The sequence below is a fragment of the Paenibacillus ottowii genome (assembly GCF_006874425.1).
In the GTDB taxonomy this organism is placed as follows: Bacteria; Bacillota; Bacilli; order Paenibacillales; family Paenibacillaceae; genus Paenibacillus; species Paenibacillus ottowii.
In genome coordinates this window covers 775,911-793,247 of the sequence record NZ_VIJZ01000001.1, presented here as the reverse complement: position 1 = coordinate 793,247, position 17,337 = coordinate 775,911, and the positions used below count along the sequence as shown (strand labels likewise).

At 42.5% G+C, this 17,337-nt stretch carries 16 protein-coding genes and 1 pseudogene; 6 read left to right on the top strand and 11 right to left on the bottom strand.

Annotation, left to right across the window (positions count from 1 at the left end; genetic code table 11):
* Positions 1 to 1,091: 1,091 nt before the first annotated feature.
* From FKV70_RS26420 to FKV70_RS03935, 9 genes are all read right to left on the bottom strand, one after another.
* A complete protein-coding gene (locus FKV70_RS26420) occupies positions 1,092 to 1,238 on the bottom strand; it encodes a hypothetical protein (protein WP_244310632.1) in 147 nt (48 codons plus the stop codon).
* Positions 1,239 to 1,376: 138 nt separating this feature from the next.
* Entirely contained in the window at positions 1,377 to 2,750 is a 1,374-nt protein-coding gene (locus FKV70_RS03970) for a transcriptional regulator (RefSeq protein WP_142611870.1), read from the bottom strand.
* A gap of 434 nt (positions 2,751 to 3,184) precedes the next feature.
* Positions 3,185 to 4,516 (bottom strand): helix-turn-helix domain-containing protein, encoded by a 1,332-nt coding sequence (locus FKV70_RS03965; protein ID WP_142611896.1) that lies wholly within the window; start codon positions 4,514 to 4,516, stop codon positions 3,185 to 3,187.
* A gap of 222 nt (positions 4,517 to 4,738) precedes the next feature.
* The gene (locus tag FKV70_RS03960; protein ID WP_064798170.1) at positions 4,739 to 5,194 is read right to left on the bottom strand and encodes a GNAT family N-acetyltransferase; all 456 of its coding nucleotides are present in this window, start codon (positions 5,192 to 5,194) and stop codon (positions 4,739 to 4,741) included.
* 133 nt (positions 5,195 to 5,327) lie between these two features.
* Positions 5,328 to 5,852, bottom strand: coding sequence for a hypothetical protein (locus tag FKV70_RS03955; RefSeq protein ID WP_142611869.1), 525 nt, complete (start codon positions 5,850 to 5,852; stop codon positions 5,328 to 5,330).
* Between the two features lie 234 nt (positions 5,853 to 6,086).
* Positions 6,087 to 7,262 carry an MFS transporter gene (locus FKV70_RS03950; RefSeq protein ID WP_142611868.1) on the bottom strand — a complete coding sequence of 392 codons (1,176 nt, stop codon included), beginning with the start codon at positions 7,260 to 7,262 and terminating at the stop codon, positions 6,087 to 6,089.
* Between the two features lie 74 nt (positions 7,263 to 7,336).
* Positions 7,337 to 7,648, bottom strand: a complete 312-nt coding sequence (locus tag FKV70_RS03945) for an ArsR/SmtB family transcription factor (protein WP_063212961.1) — start codon at positions 7,646 to 7,648, stop codon at positions 7,337 to 7,339.
* 130 nt (positions 7,649 to 7,778) lie between these two features.
* The gene (locus FKV70_RS03940) at positions 7,779 to 9,827 is read right to left on the bottom strand and encodes an iron ABC transporter permease (protein WP_142611867.1); all 2,049 of its coding nucleotides are present in this window, start codon (positions 9,825 to 9,827) and stop codon (positions 7,779 to 7,781) included.
* The gene (locus FKV70_RS03935) at positions 9,824 to 10,819 is read right to left on the bottom strand and encodes an ABC transporter substrate-binding protein (RefSeq protein ID WP_142611866.1); all 996 of its coding nucleotides are present in this window, start codon (positions 10,817 to 10,819) and stop codon (positions 9,824 to 9,826) included. The genes FKV70_RS03940 and FKV70_RS03935 overlap by 4 nt, the downstream gene beginning before the upstream one ends.
* Positions 10,820 to 10,991: 172 nt before the next feature.
* Here FKV70_RS03935 and infC point away from each other — a divergent pair, with 172 nt between their 5' ends.
* Entirely contained in the window at positions 10,992 to 11,507 is a 516-nt protein-coding gene (gene infC, locus FKV70_RS03930; RefSeq protein WP_142611865.1) for a translation initiation factor IF-3, read from the top strand.
* Between the two features lie 167 nt (positions 11,508 to 11,674).
* Here the strand turns inward: infC and FKV70_RS03925 are convergent, their stop codons facing one another.
* Positions 11,675 to 11,977 (bottom strand): hypothetical protein, encoded by a 303-nt coding sequence (locus tag FKV70_RS03925; protein ID WP_142611864.1) that lies wholly within the window; start codon positions 11,975 to 11,977, stop codon positions 11,675 to 11,677.
* 31 nt (positions 11,978 to 12,008) lie between these two features.
* Here FKV70_RS03925 and FKV70_RS03920 point away from each other — a divergent pair.
* Both FKV70_RS03920 and FKV70_RS03915 read left to right on the top strand, forming a co-directional pair.
* A pseudogene (locus FKV70_RS03920) lies at positions 12,009 to 12,500 on the top strand (kanamycin nucleotidyltransferase C-terminal domain-containing protein); the annotation flags it as partial.
* 435 nt (positions 12,501 to 12,935) lie between these two features.
* On the top strand, positions 12,936 to 13,484 hold the full coding sequence (locus FKV70_RS03915; protein ID WP_063212968.1) for a hypothetical protein: 549 nt from the start codon (positions 12,936 to 12,938) through the stop codon (positions 13,482 to 13,484).
* A gap of 105 nt (positions 13,485 to 13,589) precedes the next feature.
* Here the strand turns inward: FKV70_RS03915 and FKV70_RS03910 are convergent, their stop codons facing one another.
* On the bottom strand, positions 13,590 to 13,973 hold the full coding sequence (locus tag FKV70_RS03910; RefSeq protein WP_142611863.1) for a DUF423 domain-containing protein: 384 nt from the start codon (positions 13,971 to 13,973) through the stop codon (positions 13,590 to 13,592).
* Between the two features lie 218 nt (positions 13,974 to 14,191).
* Between FKV70_RS03910 and FKV70_RS03905 the strand changes: the two genes are divergently transcribed.
* From FKV70_RS03905 to FKV70_RS03895, 3 genes are all read left to right on the top strand, one after another.
* Complete coding sequence (locus FKV70_RS03905; RefSeq protein WP_064795207.1) at positions 14,192 to 14,665, top strand: hypothetical protein; 474 nt, start codon at positions 14,192 to 14,194, stop codon at positions 14,663 to 14,665.
* Positions 14,666 to 14,697: 32 nt separating this feature from the next.
* Positions 14,698 to 15,549, top strand: a complete 852-nt coding sequence (locus tag FKV70_RS03900; protein WP_063212971.1) for a DegV family protein — start codon at positions 14,698 to 14,700, stop codon at positions 15,547 to 15,549.
* Positions 15,550 to 15,704: 155 nt separating this feature from the next.
* Entirely contained in the window at positions 15,705 to 17,333 is a 1,629-nt protein-coding gene (locus tag FKV70_RS03895; protein ID WP_142611862.1) for an S-layer homology domain-containing protein, read from the top strand.
* The last annotated feature ends 4 nt before the right edge of the window (positions 17,334 to 17,337 follow it).

Below are 17,337 nucleotides of genomic sequence, written 5' to 3'. Positions count from 1 at the left end.
CTGCACGCCCTTTCAGTTGTTCCAAGCTATCGGCTCCTCTGTTCCCTTCTTATCTCGCGCTAAACTAAAGGTGAAATCCTGCGAATTCAAGAGTTTGAGTGAGAAAAATTAATCATTTCGAGGGAGCTTAATAAAAAGGAGCAGCGCCGCTGCCGACTGGCATGACTGCTCCTTTGGTGTTTTGATCTAACGTTTTTGTAGTAATTTATAGCATTGATTTCGATTGGGTATTAAATCCTTCGGAGTGCTAACTTTTAGACACTTCATAGAGAACAATAGCAGGTTTAGCAATACTGAACCAGCATTGCTTGTTTTAATAAATGTTTGTTGTGCTCATTAACTATTCAAACACAAAAACCCCCGATTGACTGTCTGTCTTATTTTCTTATTAAAACTGTCAAATCCCCTTCAAACACTACCTCCTCTTTCTCATTAAAAGTTGTTAGTAAAACAGTTACTAATCCTGATTCATTTCGTTTCTCCTTCAGTTCAGTGACCTTCACAAGTGTATATACTGGTCTATACAATCATTTTTTATGTATAAAAGGAAATAAGTAAGTAGACTTCCCAGAATAATCCTAAAGCAAAAGGAGCCGCTCAATCGCAATAGCTCCTTTTCTTTATTGACGTTTCAAAGCAAATCCGGCGTCACAGATAGCGCCGCTTTAAGCTTACTCCTACTCAAGTTATATTATCCTATCGAGGCACAGCCATTTTATCATCGATGATATTGTTGTTTGCTGTATTCAGAAACTCGTACCCTCTATTTGATTGACTAACTATTTTAAAAAAGCCTGTCCTCATTTTATGTCAAAGGCGCAAGCTTATAAAATATTAATCATACTCAATGAACACATTACCGTTTATATTGATGGCTTTCTGTAACAATATAATTATATTGTCCTTAGGGCCAGGAAGTACAGGTAATATATTAGTTAAACTTTTCGCTTCTTCCTCGGTCAAATTTTAATATTATATGAATCAAACAAATGTAAAGTCTCTCTAATATTTTTCACTTCCCACGGACTTTCCTCATACCAGCCTTCGTGAGCATCATACTCACTTAGTATATTACTTTGTACAGACTCTATTTAAATCAAGCAGTCCAATAATATTTCAAAGTATCCATTCCATATCTTCAATACATAGCTTTCATCTGAATTTGTATAAATCACTCTTATTTCTGGTTCTCCTTCAAATCCAGCATAGTAGGTATCATTTATTTTATCTGTCTTCATACTCTTACTCCTTCTAATGGCTGGTGATTTTGAACTTGATTTGCAGATTCTGTTGATCCGTTATTGGAGTATTCTCTTAATGTTCAGAAGGAGCTTTCACTACTACTAACATAAAAAGACTGGAATGATGCGATCAACTTACTCTTCATCTTCGTTAACCGCTTTAATCAGTTCGCCATAGACTGCCTTTGTGTGAGCAGATGCATGTTCTTTAAAATGTGTAAACAGCCTCATACATCTGATTGCTTGTATTCTATTATTAGCTTCAGCAGACTTTTCCAAACAACTGAACAAAAATGTGAAACCTTCTGAAAACCTCCCCTTACGTAAAAGATAGATCGCCAATTCCCTTGAGAAATGAGTGTATCGCTCTGTTGTGAATCGTTGAGTATACAATCCCTCAACCTTTTTCTGCTCCAGAAAGGATATGATTTCTTCTTCGAATTGATTTAAAATATCATCTACATCAAAATGGTATCGGTTAGCTGCCTCAATCATAATATCAAGAGCGGGAAGAATTTCATCTTTTCTTGAAGAAATATAAGCTACATAATCAGATAGAACGCTCTTATCGCCAGAAAGAAGCTTATTTAAGTACGTATTTACTACTGCCCAGTCTTCGTACTTTTTTTTCCATTTCAGAGCAGTTTCATCTGTAGCATTTACCCAGCTCAAATCGGAATAAGCATAAGTGTGCTGAAGTGCCTTCTCGTAGTCTTTCCTTCCTTCACAAGCTTCTGCCCGAAGCAAATGAGAAAATGCCCAATAAGCAAACAGAGGGAAGCTTGGTTTCTTCGAATTCTCTCTATTCAGCTGATTCCACTGTTGTTCCAGTTTGTATTGAATTTTCGCTTTATCTCCCATAGCTTTAGCGAATTGTTCTACTTTATCCCATTTTCGTAACGAACGGTATGTATTCGCCAAGTCTTTTAATGCCTCTAACTGATCTATCTCATCTAACCGTTCAACGTAAGGTTCAAATTGAACGGCTGCATCATAGTTTTTCTCTTGATCGTCTCCTATACGAATCGTAAACAATCGATATTGGCATATCGCCAATCGTTCTGAATACTGATACCTTTCCCCTTCTGCCACACTTTCATAAAGGAATGCCGCTGCTTCAGTATAGTCTTTTTTAAAAGAATCTTCGGCTACTTCAAAAAGTGAAGGAAGATACACAGGATTATCTAGCAACATACCTACAACTCTTCGCAAGCAGTCAAGTCGTCCTAGCTCCACACATCGGTACAAAAAAGGGCTGATTCTTCGCCAGTTGAGCGGTTCTTCTTCAATACACTCAACAATATAACGCTCATAAAAATAATCTGGTGGTAAATTCATTCCCATAGTGATGCGATCTAGCTGGTGAACAGAAATAGATCGGTTGCCCGTCACGATGCCACTAACTGTACCTACATTCAAATCAATCATGTGACCAAACTCGGTCATGGTTAAACTTTTCCGTATCAGATAGGTTTGAACTTCTGCTCTAATCGTAGGTGTGATCTCCATAGATATACCACCCTTTCCATTCAACATACTCGGAATATGATATATAGTTAAACGATGTAATAGTGAAATGGTTAGTAAAGATTACTTTATCAACCATAATTGTATCGTCTTTAGAACAAATCCATACAACCTTCAGTTGTTTACAACAACACACATAACATTTTTGCACTTTTTACATATATTTCTCAAAAGAAGATTTCCTCATATTGCTTATATAGCAAAACACACAATAAAAAAAGCTAGACGGATCATTCCATCTAACCACTTAATAATGATGATTTTCTAGGTTCTACTATGCCCTATACTGGAGACCTTTTTATTCTCACATATCTCCGTGTTGTCCAGTAGGCTCATAAATAGACCCTTTGTCTTGATACTGAAGAGGGGGAACTACTACTAGTATAATACTAGTAACTAAAAAAGATAGAATTACTTTACTTTTCATTATTATCCACCTCATTAATTAAATTTCTGTATGCTATCTTCGTCTCAGATGCTGCACACTCCTGATAGGACTCATACATCTTTACACACTTAATTATATACGACTTATTTTTGATTAATGTAGATTTTTCCAAACAATTTAACAAAAAAGTAAATCCATCTGCAAAATTATTTTTGTTAAAGTAGTAAACCGCTAATTCATGTGCAAAATGAATATAACGTTCTATAACTAATTGTTGATTGTACGTACCTACACACTCAGGTTTATCCAGCAAAGCTAAAATTTCTGTTTGAAATTGATTTAGAATATGATCAACATTTAGATGATATCGATTAGCAGCTTCAAGTATGTTATCTAATCCGGAAAGTAACTCTTCATTCCTTGAAGAAAAAAATGTTACATAATCAGCCAAAACAGCAATTTCACCAGCATGAAGTTTATTTACATAAGTATTAGCTTTAGACCATTCTTTATACCTCATTTTCCATTCTGAAGTGACATCATCAGTTTCTTTCACCCAACTTAAGTCACCATATTTGTACGTATGTTGAAGTGCTTTCTCATAATCTTTACGAGCTTCACAAACTTCAGCACGAAGCAAATGAGAAAAAGCCCAATAAGCAAACAGAGGAAAGCTTGGTTTCTTAGTACTTTCTCTCTTGGACGGCTGCCGTTGTTGCTCCATGTTATATTGAATTTTAGCTTTCTCTCCCAGAACTTTAGCGAATAATTCTACTTTGTCCCATTTTCGTAACGAACGGTATGTATTCGCCAGATCTTTTAATGCATCTAACTGTTCTATCTCATCTAGCCGATCAACGTATATTTCAAATTGAACCGCTGCTTCATAGTTTTTCTCTTGATTATCTCCTTGCCTTGTATGGAACAAACGGTACTGACACATAGCCAGACGTTCTGAATATTGCTTTTTCTCACTTAAAGCCACATTCTCATATAGAATAGTTGCCGCTTCGTAAAGCCCTTCTCTAAAAAGTTCTTCGGCAAGCTCAAATAAAGATTCTGAATAACCTAGTTTATCCATCAATAAATTAACAACTTCATGAATACAGTCCAATTTATTGAGTCTTGCACAGTTATGTATGAAAGGACTCATTCGACGCCAATTCGGATTCGCCTCTGTTAAATACTCAGACACATAGCGTTCATAGTAATAACCAACGGGATAGCCCATTGCTTGTGTAATTCGATCTAGCTGATCGACTGAAAGTGTGCGATTTCCATTAATAATACTGCTCATGGTGCCCGGATTCATTTCAGCTTCTCTAGCTAGATCGCTTAGGATTAAATCATGATCTTTCATATGTTTTGTTATCTCTGTGAGTATCGTGGTTGTTGTGTTGTACAAAGTAACCACCCCTTATCAGGAACTTATTAGGATATCAACTCATTAAAAAAGGACTATTGCAATCCAATGATTGTATAGCCTTTCCGCAGTTCATTGTACCATCTTTTGGAACAATATCATATACCTTTCAGAACCTTACTTAAGATGTATTGAAAAGGTTTGCACAACAATCAAATTTTATAAATCCTGAGACATACGAATCATATCTCTACACTGTATGCCATTCTCATAAATTTCTTCTGAATAGTTATGTCTGACAAAGAAATCCAGATCAATCCCCACAATTCTGAAACCACATTTTTGGTAAAGAGCCAACTGTCCAATGCTAGAGTTTCCTGTACCGATTTCTAAGGTTTTATAGCCTTGCGTCCGGGCTGTTTCAATGGCATGGGTTACTAATTGTCTGCCTATCCCTTTACCATGCATGACTTCTGCAACTGCTATATTCACTATCTCCATTGTTTCGGGTCTTGTCGGTAAAAGTACATAGACTCCTACCATCTGATGGTCCATTTCTGCTACATAGCACTGTCCTCTTTTCAAATATTCCTCAACAAGTTGGCGCGACGGATCAGCTAGTAACAAGAGCTCTAACGGATAATTTTCATTTGAATCAAGCAGTCTAATATTCATTCTTTTCTCTCCTCTATGTATTGTTATCCCCGAATTTTCCCACTTATTAATTCAATCCAGAAATCCGGGGTAGTGGCTTACGTTGATCTCAAATCGTCCTCGTCAAATGTAAAAGATGAGACCATGACATTCGTTACGGATTATCTTTTAGTTCGCTCAAAAGTTGGGCATTCACATCCAACGCCTTAAATCGAAGCAATATATCCTGTTTATCCAGAGCTTTACTTTTCGCCATTTCGAGATACAGCTTGGGTTGATCCCGAAATGCTCTTGCACTCCCAATCGAGTAGGCCTTCTGGAGATATTCATGAGCTAATGCAGGCTTGCTCTGAAGAAGAAGCGTTTCCGCCATTTGAATGTAAGGCCCCGCATGTATAATCCGATCCCCCGCACTCTCCAAGTCTAAAATTTCCTCATTTAAAAGCTCTATGGATCGCTGCATATGATTGTTATAATTAAGAATTTGAACATACAGATGCAAGGTTACACTTGTAATACCCCATGTATGCTTAGGCTCGGGGATGAGATCCCAAGCCTTCCGTGCTTTTTCCTCAGCTATGCTGCTATCTAATGGGAGTGCAAGAGCAGCTTCCTCTCCAAGAGCCCAAATCGTTTCTTCCAATTGAGCTTCCAGATCGTGATACATTCGAATGTTCACCAGACTCCTCCCCTTAGATAATATAATTTTCAACAATTAGAGATACCTACTTCTTGATTGTGATTAGCGAAAACGCTTAATTAAGGATATCACTCCCCAGATGAGCAACGCGAAGATTCCACTGACTATTAAAAATGTTATTAAAACCGAAGTCCATTCAATATGCAATTAACCTCACCCCATGCATCATTTTATGGTCATCGTGTAGAGTTTCTTTTCATGTCTCTCCATATTTTAACGCACGTTCGCTTCCGTTGCATTTGATTTGAACATTTTTATTTTTATCGTGATAGATAAAAATGCTAGCAGCGCAAACATCAGTCCGCTCCAGATGAGCTGGTGTATACCCAAGTGAGAGATAAACCACCCGCCGATAGCAGAACCTATCGTAATACCCAGATTAGAAAAGGAGACAAACAAGCTGTTACCGAACTCTGGAGCTTCTGTCGCTTCAGTGGTTAACCATGCTTGGCTAATAATAAGTCCTCCTGAATGCACGACTCCCCAAATGAGTACAACCATGATCATTGGTAGGAAAGATGTACCCAGAGCATAAGTGAATACGTAAATGACCATATATAGCAACGGGAACGTGATGACGGTCTTGGTCAGATTTTTATGTAATAACCCTCCAAATAAAAAGTTTCCAAAAATCATAACGACCCCAAAGACCATCAGCATTATGCTGATCCATGATCCGTTCATTAGAGTTACTTTTCCAAGATATTCGGCAAAATAGCTATACACTGAAAACATAGCTGCAAAAATAAAAATAACAGACACAATATTGAACCATAATTGAGGCTTGCGTAATATACCAAGTTGTTTGCCGTAAGACATCTTTTTCTGAACTGGCAGGGAAGGAAGCCATATGAGTATTCCAATAAATGCAATCATGCTCACGACAGCTCCCAACAAGAAAGCAGCTTCTAACGCTATCTTCTCAGCAAGATAAGAAGTCAAGGGCACACCAAAAGCAAAGCCTACCGTAATTCCGGCAAAAACTTTGGTGACGGCTTTACTGCTCTTTTCAGGGGGGACAAGATGAGATGCGGTCACGAGGGCAACCGAAAAGAAAACAGGGTGAAATATAGCAGGGAGAACACGAAAAATGAGCATGACCTCAAAATGAGTAGTATAGGCGTAGACAATATTTGAAATAACAAAACTGAATACAGCGACTAAAAGAATAACTTTACGATTCATGCTAGAAACGAGTAAGGTCAAAAACGGGCCTGAGATGGCAACCACTAAAGAAAATATACTGACGAGCCAACCAGCCTGGGCAGCTGATACATTGAATTTTTGAGTTACTTGGGGAAGAACGCCTATAATCCCCATTTCCGTTGTAATAATACCGAACACGCCTAAAGCTAAAATGAGAATAAGTAACGGGTTAACCTTTTTCATATTAAGTATAAGCCTCCATTTAGTCATATATATAGATTTATGGATATGTTATGTGAAAAAAAACTCCTTTCTGTTTATAGTTCTTTTTGGATGTACTCGGCAAATTCCTGTATTGTTTTTTCATTCCGACGATAGTACGTCCACTTCCCTATCCGCTCAGACTCTAACAAACCGGATTTTTGCATCGTTAATAAATAACTTGAAATTACAGACTGTGCAAGTCCCGATTTGGCCTGAATATCTCCCACACATACACCAATTTGAAAATTAAGCCCTTGCTTTAAATAAGCCTGCTCATCAAAATAATCTTCCGGTTTTTTTAACCACTGCATAATCAGACGACGAGTTTCGTTAGACAAAGCTTTATAAATCAATGATGGTTCCATATATCACATTATATCTATTTTATTAGATTTGTAAATATAAAGCCCCATGATGGCGTAAAAGAATAATTAATAAAGGCTGCTTCCCCACGGAAAATCCGCTGGGAAACAGCCTGTTCGTGAGCATCCTCCGTTACACTGACTTACTCTTATTGGAGCGATACATCAAGTATAGAAAATACGGTGCACCGATCAGTGCAATCAGCAATCCAGAAGGAATTTCGGTCGGCGCAAGCACTGTCCGTCCAATTGTATCCGCCAGCACCAACATGACCGCTCCCAAGATGCTCGACAGAACAATGGAACGACGTACATGGTGTCCGATTAACGTACGCACGATATGCGGGGCAATCAGCCCGATGAAGCCAATGGTGCCCACACAGGCTACTGCTCCGCCCGCCAGCAGCACACCCACTCCCATCGCCAACAGCCGGGTGCGGCGCACCGGAAGTCCCAGACCCATGGCACTGCTATCGTCAAATACCAAGAGGTCGAAACGACGAGCCAGCCACCACGCTACTGGCAACAACATGAGCAGGAAGACCAGGATGGTCGCCACCTGTCCCCAGTTTCGAGCGTAGGTACTACCGGTCAGCCAGATATAGCCGGTGCTACCCCAGAGCGAACCTTGGATGATTAGTACCTGAATACCGGCTGATCCGATGGCAGATACGGCAATACCAAGCAGGATGACCACAGACGGGTTTAATTGCTTGTTCCACGACAAGAAGAAGATTACCGCTGCCGACACCGTCGCCCCGGCAATCGCCGCGATAGGCAGCATATAAATAGGCAGCCCAGGCCAGACAATAATCACTGCAAGCGCGCCGAAACCGGCCCCTGAAGACACCCCGATGATCGAGGCATCTGCCAAGGGATTGCGAACCGCTAGTTGGATCAAGACGCCGCTGACCGCAAGCGCGATACCAGCTCCGGCCGCTACCAACGTGCGTGGTATTCTAAATTGAAGCAAAGCCGAATTCGCACTCTCCCCGCCAAACAGGCCGGCTAGCAGATCCCCCACCGGAATGCGCATGCCTCCAAACATCAGGCTGAATACCGTTAGCAGCACGGCACAGCACGCAAATAATGTAACCAGCCGGCCAAACGGTAATTTCCGAGAGCGCACACCTATGTTCATGGAAGACTGTCCGCCTACACCCGACGGCAGCTTCATCTTCCACAGAATCAGCCAAATCAACCAAGGTGCCCCGATCAAGGCCATGACCGCTCCGGTTGGCAGATCCATGCTTGATTGGTGAACCATTTTCGCCAGCACATCTGCGCCGATCAACAACAGTGCCCCCCATAGGAAGGAACCGGGCAATACCCACCGATGCATTTTCAGCCCGCTCAAGCGAACCAAATGCGGAGCTACCAAACCTACAAACCCGATCGGGCCAATGACGCTGACTGTAATGGTCGACAGCAGAACCGCCAGCACAATGCCCACCGCCCGGGTCAGGCTAACCTTTTGTCCAAGGGATGTGGATGTGGACTCATCCAGATCCAGCACATCAAACTGCCTTGACAGCATAACAGCAATAACCGAGAGTCCTACAACCCAAGGCCAAGCGTACGTCGTCCCGCTCCAATCATTTTGCACCAGTGAGCCGGAACCCCAGAGAAACAGTCCCTGTGTTTCAAATGAATAAAAAATATGCAGCGCTCCGGTAAACGAACCGAGAACCATGGATACGATCAAGCCTGCCAGCGCCAACCGAATCGGGGTTCCAGCTCTTCCCCCGCCCATAAAGTAAGCCAGCACCGCTGCCAGCAAACCGCCAGCGGCGGCAAATAGAAACGGCGCCTGGTGCAGCAAGCCAGGAAACATCACCGCACCCAGTACAACCACAAAGTAGGCACCCGCGTTTATCCCTAAGGTATCAGAAGCCGCCAGTGGATTTTTGGTAATGGCCTGGAGCAAAGCACCCGCAATGGCCAGCGCACCGCCGGCCAGGATGCCGATGACCGTGCGCGGCATCCGAAGATCCCACACCATGTTATGCTCCAGCGTATCCTGACGCTGGGTCAACGCCTCGATGACTGTATGTAGCGGGATCGGAGCTTCCCCATAACACAAGCTGACAAAAAAAAGCACGATGAGGACGAGCAATCCGCCCCCAAAGATGCCTCCTATACGCCAAGTCTTCGATAAACCCGTTGTGTCCGTTCGAGTCATTTCATCAGAGCCCCAACTACCTGGTCAACCAGTACTTTCGATGAGATTGGGCCACCGAATGTCCAAGTTGTACCGTCTAGCGGATAGGTGCGTTTTTCTTTAACAAAGTTCAATCCGTTCCATACTGAGTTGTTCTTCATTGCAGCACCAAATACATCGTCCGTCTTTTGTGTAATGTAGATAAAATTACTGTTCTGTACAGCTGGAAGAGCTTCGATGCCTACGGTACTAAATCCATACTTCTCAGTCTGGTTCGACTTCCAGTCGTTCACCAGCCCGATTTTCGCGAGCGTTCCCGCTACAACCGAATTATCCTTGAACATTCGCAGACTGGCAGCATTTTGAGCTGTAAAGGCCTGTGTCAGCACATAGTGAAAGTCAGCTTTACCCGCTTTCTTCAATGTAGCCTTTGCCTCCACATAGTGCTGGTCAAGCTCGCTTAAGACTTTATCAGCCTGTTCCGTTTTACCGGTAGCCACGGCAACTTGCTTGAAAATTTCGACCATACGATCGTAATCATAACCGTTCCCCTTGTAAGGATCGAACTCAATCGTTGGTGCAATCCCCTTAAGCTGTGCATAGATCGCTGCATTGTTATCGGCGTTAGAGATAATAAGGTCTGGCTTGAGTGCCGCAATCGCTTCGAGATTGGGTTCGCTCCGTGTACCGATATCTGTAACGGTATCCGCCAGCTTCGCCTCTGGTGTCACCCACAGCTTGTAATTTGCATTATCTGCGTTCCCGACTGGCTGTACGCCAAGTGCAATCAGATCTTCGGTAAATGTCCATTCAAGTACAACGACTCGTTCTGCTGGTTTGTCCAGTTTCACCTCACCATGATCGTCCTTTACCGTTACTGGACCAGCCGCTGTAGATGCCTGTTTAGACCCTGGAGCACCTTCTGTCCTCGAGTTATCCCCAGCCGAACCGCAGCCTGCCAATACAATTGCAAAAACTACAAATAACAATAGGCTATTTAACATCTTTTTCATTTCTCTCAATCACCCCTGTATGTATATGCGTTAGAAAATGATAATCATTATCAGTAAAAGAGTATAGGGGTTAGTGATTTTTGTCAATAAGGATATATCGAAGTTCAATTGAATCGCACACAGGTTCCGTATATGATAGCTGTATCATTGTTTCTAGGGAGGCTACATTGAAGTGGCAGTATTAATCAACGAGCAAATTAAAGCTGATGAGGTGGTGCTTACTGGACTCTCTGGGGAGAATCTAGGTGTTGTCTCCAAGTCAGAAGCCTTGGCTATGGCCCGATCCCAAGGAGCGGATCTAGTCTGCACCTCACTGATGAGTAGTCCACCACCGTGCAGTTTGGTTGCAAAAGGCAAAGGAAAAGCACTTGTGCAAAAAAAAGCTGGAGCAAGCAAAACAAACAACGGACGAGCCGCAGGGAATAGCAGCAAAGAAAAGGTCAAGGAGCTTCGCTTCACGGCTCACATTGAGGAACATGATTACGACACGAAGCTGCGTCAGGCAGACAAACAGCTGCGCTCTGGTAAACCAGTGCAGTTGGTCGTTAAGGCGTCAGGCGCAAAAGAAGCACCCGTCGCCAAAGCATTGCTGGAGCGTCTACTGGGCGATCTGAAGGAAGTTGGTGTGAAGGAAACTGGAATCCAGACAGGCGGCAAGGGCTCGCAGGTGAAATTAAACCCTCGCTGAATGGTGAATTGGTAGATTGGACGAGTCTCTTAGTCCGTATGGAAAAGAGGGCCTATTGGGTCCTTTTTTTTATATGATTATCCTTTTATCATTCGCACAATTCTGCTGAAGCAGAGCGGGCTGGTTTGATGTGGTTACATCGTTTGCTATGATCAAATGCTTCAATATTATTCTTCTAAGCCTAGTTCGGCTATAAGAAAATCAGCATGATCCATTGTCATCTGTTGCTTTTCTTGGCTGTAGTCCCATCCATGTGCTATGGCATATTTAATAATAAGAGCACACATATGAGGTTTATGAAGGTTGATGCACCAGTTCTCCTTCCAAGAAAAGTTCACTTCAAAGAATGAAGTTTTTGAAGAGTATATTCTAAGACTGACAAAATCTCTGCTAGGCATTTCATTAATCACACAATGAAAAAGAAAATTATTGACCGTAATGTTTTTAGTTCTCTTAACAAAGGATTTCATAAGTCACCACGCTACTCATAAAATAGAATATGCCTCTACTGTTGCGGACTGGCCGTTGACACATGGACCCTTCTTTTCCCCACTTCGTCTATATGATCCTAAAGAATATTTTTCTACATTAAAAGAAGCGGCCGAATCCCCAACAACAGAAGATTTCAGGCATGCAATCAACGAAATGCTTGTAGGTGAAATGTATGAGTTTATTGGAAAGCTTAGAAATGTCCAGATAAATGGACCTCATACCTACTTGCCTTACTTGATCATGCAGTTTGTCCACTATGGGGCTATGTTAGTTGGGTTACACAATCAGAAACCTTTCTCAACGGGTTCAATGGTTCTACCAGAGGCACTGGAGCTGCCGAGTCGTCCACAAGGGTTTGAGCATGTAGTTAAGCTGGTCATGTCCGGTGACTTGGAGGAACCTTCGAAGGTCATCTCAGCCTGTGAAAATTTTTGGAGCGGTCTTGTGAGCTGGGCTGTCGAACATGACTATCATCTGAACTCACAACGCATCCCATTTTAATCGACAATAAAGTTTGCATCAAATTCGCTTACGCTAATACCCTGTTTTCGATATGCAAAATCCCTCTTTCATTAAGGGGGATTTTCATTTTTCTTCAAAGCGGATGAGATCCTTTTTGCAGACAAGCTGCGCTATATTTTTTGTAAAATATTTAAAATTTAAATCACTTGATTTAATCCCCCATCTCACTTATTCTCGGTATATGCCTACTTTGGCTCTGTTAATCTTCGCATATAAATCTCTTATTTATATGCACCTGCTAGAAGGTATATTTTCTGTGTATTCAGAGAAAATTTAACGCATAGGTCTTTATATAGGGCTTTTTTTGTTAATATCCAACAACAGGGCCCTAGGCCCTATGACAGATTACATTTTAATGATATATTGATAGATACTACAAAAGACTAATTACCCAGGGCTTGGGCTGGAGGATGTATGAAAAAGGAATCAAATCAAGACGAAACCAGTTATTTATTTAATGTTGATGTATTAGTTAAAGGTCGTTCGAATGTAGAGGCCCTTCAGTTCCTGCTTAATCTCTTAAGCCAAAACGAACAAATTGCGGATAGCCGCATTCAGTCTGGTATCGAACTTGGCAATTTAATTGAAGCTGCATTGTATCTTAAAAAACAGTCGGCCGTTAATAGCCCATCTGATGCAGCCGCTACGCTTGCGGAAAGATTCTCCAAAAAGAAGTCAGCCGCAGTTACAAACAAGACGCCCGTTATTCAAGAGATCAAACAATCCCACGTACAGCCAAAGCCTGCAACACAACAAGACCATAGTACGTATGAATGGATCAAACGCTATATACAAGACAATACACTTGTACGGCTAATCGTGAACCGCTATGGCGGACAGCGCAGCATTCCTTGCCGCATACTCAACTTGGATCATGATAATAGCCTGCTGAGTGTATATCATGTCGATGAGAAGCAAGTGTATTCCTTTAAAATGAACGAGATCGATGAAATCACATCATAAGTGTAACATCTCACTTAAAAACAATTAAGTATGAAAAAAGAGAATCGACAGGAAAGACGCAATGTTTTTCCTCGGTTCTCTTTTTGGTATGATCCAATAGGCTTTCTAGTCCTCTTTCTTTAGAGCAGCAGCAGCCCATGCCAAAAGTATCCATCCTGCAATAAAACATACGCCTCCCAATGGGGTAATTGCCCCCAGCACACGGATTCCGGTTAAACTTAGCACGTACAAGCTGCCAGAAAACAAAATGATACCCGTGAACAACAGACGCGCTGCCCATCTTAAACGGGTCGAAGGCCCCCACTGTCCGGCAGCCAACGCAACGATCAGCAAACCGACAGCGTGAATCATGTGATATTTCACACCGGTTTCATAGATCGCCAATGCATCCGTGTCGATCCGTGCTTTTACAATATGCGCTCCGAACGCTCCAATGGCTACTGCCAACATCATCATTATAGATCCTACCATTATCCATCTTCGTTGCATATTTTTATACTCCTTTTCACTGATCCTTTTACCCGAATGTTCTTCTTATTTTATCGGAATAGCATGAAGTTTACCAGCCAGTGTGTGGGAACAAACCGCATACCAAATTTGATGATTAACCCCTGTCTATTGAAGGGTAATGTGTAAGATGGCTTGCTTTTTTGCTTATTTTGTGGAAAATTAGTACCTGTTCGAACTATGTTCAAGGAGTTGAAAAAATGAGTAACCAAGATCCTAATTGGCAAAAGCCTGCTGCGTCTGAGGAGCACCCTGTTTTTTCAGAAGCTCCTGTTTTCCAGCCTCCGGTCAAGCTCAAACATTCCGGTCCCGGAATCGCCTCTTTTATTATGTCGCTCGTCAGTCTGATCGGATATATTATTTTGGCTATTATGGTCATTAATCTGATGGCTCATTTCAGCCAATACCAAACAATGAACCCGGAAGTCGCTTTGCAGCAAACTGGAACGGTGATGATTCCCTTTATTTTTTTAGGCAGCCTGCTGCTGAATTGTAGTGGACTTGTGGTCGGGATCATCGGCATTGCGTTAAAAAACCGTAAGAAAACCTTTGCTATTACAGGATTAATCATTAATGCACTCATTATTGTAGGCTTTATTGCACTACTTGCCATCGGTCTTTCCATTCCGAATAGCACAGCGGATATTTATCCTTCCTCCGTGCAATCTTTATGATTTTTCTGCATCTCACAGAGAGGATTTAAGGTATGAACAAAATTAAAATTTTTGCAGACAGTACCAGTGATGTCCCTGCCCACTGGCGCCAACAGTACGAGATTAGCATTGTGCCACTCTATACAGTATTTGGTGATGATGCATTGCAAGATGGGGTGAATATCCACCCAGAACAGTTATTTGAGCGTGTCAGCCGCGAGGGACGCTTACCTCGTACCGCTGCACCTTCTCCGGCAGATTTCATTCAAGCCTTTACGCCCTACATAGAACAAGGGGATGACATTTTATATATCAGTCTGTCTTCCGAGCTATCATCCACATACCAGAATGCGCTGCTTGCTGCCTCCGAATTCCCTGAAGGTCGCGTTACGGTTTTTGATTCCCTGAATTTGTCGTGCGGCTTTGGCCTGCTTGTGATGAAAGCTGCTCGCGCGGCAGCAAACGGCAGCACGATAGAGCAGATTGTAGACATGTTGACGGCAACCAGACCGCTAATCGACACAGAATTTGTCATTGATACACTCGAATACTTGTATAAAGGCGGAAGATGCTCAGGTATGCAAAATCTAATCGGCAGCCTGCTCAAAATTCGTCCCGTGATCAAAGTAATTGACGGAAAAATGACGCCTGCCTATAAAGTCCGCGGCAAACGTGAAAAAGCACTGGATCAAATGCTGCAAAATGCCCTGAAGCATCGGGATGTAATGGATAACGATATGATCATTGTCGTACATGCTTTGGCTGAAGAAGATGCGCTAATGCTGCAAGCACGCCTGCAAGAGGAAACGAACGCACAAGAGGTATTGCTAACAACAGCAGGCTGCGTCATATCCAGTCATTGTGGTCCACAAACGATCGGTATTATGTATGCCAAAAAAGCATAGTTTAACCAATCTTTAAACCTGCTACCCATTGGGTAGCGGTTTTTTTGGTTTTTTCCAGCAATTTAGCAATGAATAACTTTCCTCTTTTTGATAGTATTATTCGTCGAGTAACGATATATACACTTCCAATCTATCAAAAAAGAAGGTTATTGGGTATGAGTTCCAAACGATCGCGTTGGGTAACCAAACTTATTTTATCAGCAGCTACAGCCATCATTACATTATTTACCACATTCATTTCATACTTAGCCGCTCCGGCAGCAGCATCCGGCATAGCATTTCAAGATATTTCACACAGCTATGCCTATCAGTCTATTATCTCCCTGTATGCTAAAGGAATTTTAACAGGAACACAGCCTGGTTATTTCTCTCCTAAAAAGGCCGTTACCAGAGCCGAATGGGTTACCGCGTTGGACCGTACACTCGGTCTAGAACCTGTACAAGCAGTTGTTTCCTCCTATCGGGATGTTCCCAAACAGGCGTGGTACTACGGTTGGATTGAAGCGGCTTCGCAGCTTGATATCGTACAGGGAGGATCTTCCGCTACATTTCACCCTAATAGTCCTATAACGCGGCAAGAAGCAGCCTTAATGATTGCCCGTCTTATCCGCTCTTCGGGCGGATCAGGTGACGCTACTTCCTCTTTCACAGATCGTAACGAAATTGCAGATTGGGCTCTTGAAGGGGTAATCACCGTGAGTCGTTATGGCTTTATGAAAGGCGAAAACAATTATTTTCGTCCGGCATCTTCGCTTACTCGTGAAGAAACAGCGGCATTATTGGAACGTCTGCTGACGTATTCAACACAGCATGCTCGCCAAGCTGCTTCCACTGCTTCTTCGATTCGATTGGGCTGGCAATATGACCAAACCGTTCAGCAGTTTGAAAATACGGTGCTCCAATCCAACATCAACACCCTGTCACCACGCTGGTTTTTTCTAAACGAAACAGGCATTATCAGCGATTACACCAGTTCTTCGTTACTTACCTGGTCCAAACAACATCAAAAAAAGATCTGGGCTATGGTAGGCAACCGCTCCAACTTGGCGCTGACGCACCAAATTCTGTCCAGTGAGGTACTACGGGCTAAAACCATAACTCAACTTGCCAATGCTGTATCTGTATATGGTTTGGACGGGCTTGTCATTGATTTTGAAAATGTAGACGGTCAAGACCGTGCCTATCTTACATTGTTCATCCAACAATTAAAGACTGCCTTGAAAAGTCAAAATGCGGTGTTAGCACTGTGTGTATCTCCTGATTATGGAACAGACTGGACTGCCGCTTTTGATTATGAACAGCTTGGCGTTGCGGCAGACTATCTCATCCTGATGGGATATGACGAGCATTGGGGAGGGAGCTCCATACCCGGCTCTGTGTCCTCACTGCCATGGCTGCGTGAAAGCGTGCGGCGCTTTGTACAAACGACCGATCCGGCGAAGGCGATTTTGGCGTTGCCGTTATTTACACGGAATTGGACACTTAACGCTAGCGGACAGTCAGTCGCTTCCTCTGATATTTCATTGGATCTGCAAAATCAGTTGGTATCCCGTAGCTCTTCCAAGCCGATCTGGCACGAGGATATTCAGCAGTATACCGTATCATACAAAGATACTCAGCTCCATAAGCTATGGCTGGAAGAAGGGCGATCCTTTACACGCAAGTACCGTTTGGGTCAGGATGAGGGATTTGCTGGTTTCGCCTACTGGTATACAGGCGGCGCAAGCTCTGATCTGTGGTCCAGTGTGAAAAATGCGGACCGCTTTATACAGCGTGGCTTGTAAGATC